The 3391-nt window shown below is 65.2% G+C and carries 1 protein-coding gene; it reads right to left on the reverse strand.

The features are described from left to right. Positions 1-178: 178 nt before the first annotated feature. Positions 179-3328 carry an efflux RND transporter permease subunit gene (locus VLR48_RS10905; RefSeq protein ID WP_325291811.1) on the reverse strand — a complete coding sequence of 1050 codons (3150 nt, stop codon included), beginning with the start codon at positions 3326-3328 and terminating at the stop codon, positions 179-181. Positions 3329-3391 lie beyond the last annotated feature (63 nt).

Below are 3391 nucleotides of genomic sequence, written 5' to 3' on the forward strand. Positions count from 1 at the left end.
GTCGACATCGACAGCATCATGCGAGAGATCGACGATGCACGCGAGGATGCGGTCAGGCGTCGCCAGGGGCGCGAGGAGGCATGACGCGCGATTCGTACGGATCGACCTGAACCGGCGCGGAGCGCCGGGAGAGGCGCGACACCGCTCCAGCGGTGTCGCGAGCGCCACCCGAGAAGGGTCACGCCGGTGCCGGGTTCGCCTTTAACAGCCGGCCCAGACGTCCATGCGCACTGTCGTGGATCGAGAGCAATGCCGGGATGACGAGGAGAACCAACAGGGTCGCAAACCCGAGCCCGAAGGCGATCGAGGTCGCCATCGGGATCAGGAACTGGGCCTGCACGGATTTCTCGAACAAGAGCGGCGTCAGCCCGGCGATCGTGGTCAGCGAGGTCAAGAGCACGGCGCGTAGACGCTGGCAGGCGGCCTCGATCAGGGCGTCGCGACTGGCGACCCCCAGTTCCAGCTGCTCCTGATAGAACTTGACCAAGATAATGGAATCGTTGATCACGATCCCGGACAGGCCGAACATCCCGAACAGCGAGAGAATCGTCACATCGATGCCGATTACCCAGTGACCAAAGAGTGCTCCTGTCAAGCCGAACGGGATCGCGGTCATGACGACCAGCGGCCAGCCATAGGACGAGAAGACCCAGGTCAAGATGATGTAGATCAGGATCAGTCCGAGCACCATCCCTTTGCGCATATCTCCCAAGGTCTCGCGTTGATCGGCGGAGCGCCCCTCGAAGGAATAGCTGATTCCGTAGTTGGCCTCGAGCTCCGGCAGGGTGGAGGCGACCAGCCCTTCGATGATGGCCCCGGCGTTGTTGGCTTCGGAGTCCACATCCGCCGAGACCTCGACCGCCAACTTGCCCTCGGCATGACGCAGGATCTCGAAGCCGCGTTGCGAGCGCCACTGCGCGACCGTCGTGAGCGGCACCGAGGTGCCGTCGGGAAGGCGGATGTTGATGCGCTCAAGTGTTCCGAGACGCTCGCGCTCGGCTCGCGGGAGCTTGACGCGGACCTCGACCTCGTCCGCGCCGTCCTGGAAGATCTGGACCAATTGTCCTTCGAACGCGGTCCGCAGCTGAGTCCCTAGCTCGGTGACCGTGAGTCCGAGCGCCTGTCCGGCGGGGGTGAGGGAGTAGATGATCTGCTCGCGCCCGAAGGCCATGTCGTCCTCGACGGCCATGACGCCCGAGATCCCTTTGAGGACCTCGGAGATATCCAGTGCCGCGGCCTTGAGCGTCGCGGCATCCGCACCGAAGAGCCGGACCGTCAGGTCTCGGCCGGGCGGACCGGCACGCCGCGAAGCAATCGTGAAGCCCTCGAGTCCGGCCGGCAGCTCGATGCGCTCCTGCCAGGCCCGGATAAACTCCTCGTTGCGCACCTCGCGCGCGTCGGGTGCGACCAGCTCTACCTGCAAGGCTCCGAGCTGGTCCGCGGACGATCCGCTGCCCTCGCCTTTCGCACCATGCAGGGCGATCGCCAGATTGACCAGCTTGCCCTGATCGAATGCGCGCTCGGTTTCCCAAAGCGTCTCGTCGAGGTGTTCCAAGAGTGCATCGACTCGGTCGCGCGGCGTGCCTGCGACGAAGGTCGCATTCGCCGTAATGATCTGGCCCTCCGGCGTCGGGAAGAAGACGAAACCCAAGCGCCCGCCAGCCAGCAGTCCGACGGCGATCATCAAGGCCGCCGCCGCACCGGCGATGGTGGCGAACCGATGGTGAACGGCGACCGTCACCAGGGGGCGGAACAGCCGGTCGCGAAAGTATTCGAATCCTCGATCCAAACGTGCGCGCAGCGAGTCCGGCTTGACCGTGTGCGAATGCACGAAGGCGCTGCGCAGGTGTCCGGGCAGAACCAACATGCTCTCCAGGAGCGAGGCGAGGATGACGGCCACGATGACCAGCGGGATGACGTTCAGGATGTTGCCGATGACCCCGCCGACCAACATCAGCGGGAGGAAGGCGGCGATGGTCGTCAGCGAGGACGCAACCACGGGCGCCAGCATGCGGCGTACCCCACCCTCGGCCGCGAGGAGTGGATCCTCGCCCATCTGATGATGGGCCATGGCATCCTCGCCGACCACGATGGCGTCGTCCACGATGATGCCCAGCGCCATGATGAGCGCGAAGAGGCTCATCATGTTGATACTGCCGCCGGCCAGATAGAGGATGAAGAGGGTCGCCATGAAGGACACCGGGATGCCCCAAGCGACCCAGAAGGCGACCCGACCGCTCAAGAACAGAAAGAGGATCGCCACGACCAAGACAAGACCGCCGGCCCCGTTGGTGACAAGCAGCATGATGCGGTCGCGGATCAGCTCCCAGGAGGCGTCGTAGACGACCAGCTCGACCCCGGGCGGGAGTAACGGGCGCGTCTCGGCCAGCCACTCGTCTAGCGCCTTGGCGGCGGCGAGCGAGTTGCCGGTCTCGGCGCGCTGCAGGATCATTTCGACCGCGGGGCTTCCGTTCATCGAAAGCCGCAGGGTCGAATCACGCGGCACACGCTCGATCTCGGCGATGTCGCCGAGCTGCAGGTTCAGCGTCTCCTCGGTCTTGATCGGGATCTGTGCGAACTCGAGCGCATCCCGGCGCTTATCGAGACTGCGCAGCTCGCGCGTCGCCTCGCCCCGACCGATCGCCCCGGCCGGTAGATCCCGACTGAAGGCACCGACCCGCTCGCCGATCTGCGGCAGCCCCAAGCCCAGCTCTTCAAGCCGCGCCTGATCGACCTGGATGCTGATCTCTTCGAGCGGCAGCCCGCGGATCTCGACCTTGTCGATCCCGCTCTCGAGCAGCTCGGACTCGAAGCGGCGTGCCAGATGGCGCAGCTCGTCCGGGCGCTCGAGCCCGGTCAGCACCAGTCGGGCGACCGACTCGTAGCGCGTCACCAGCGCGACCTCGGGCTTCTCGGCGTCCTGCGGGAGGTTGCGGAAGTCGTCGACCAGGCGCCGCACCTGATCCAGGGCCAGCAAGGGGTCGACCCCCTCGTTGAACTCGATCGTGATCGACGAGATACCTTGGGTCGAGGTGGAGGTCATCTTGCGCAGCTCATCGACCGAGCGCAGACGCTGCTCCAAGGGATTGGTGATGCCGTCCTCGATGTCCTCGGCGCTCGCACCGGTCCAGATGACCCGCACCGTCACCAGATCCAGGTCGAAGTTCGGGAAGAACTGCACGTTCAGGCGATCCAGCGCGAAGAACCCGCTCAGGAGCATGATCGCCATCAGGAGGTTGGCCGCGACCTTGTGGTGGGCGAAGAGGCCGACGATGTCGTTTTGATGCCCCTTGACGACCTTCTCCTTCACCGGTCTGCTGTTCGTCACTGCACCGTCTCCAACCGCAGCCCGTCCACGGCATTGGGCATGTGGGTCACGATCAGGCGGTCC

This window comes from Thiocapsa sp., from assembly GCF_035467215.1.
Taxonomy (GTDB): domain Bacteria; phylum Pseudomonadota; class Gammaproteobacteria; order Chromatiales; family Chromatiaceae; genus Thiocapsa.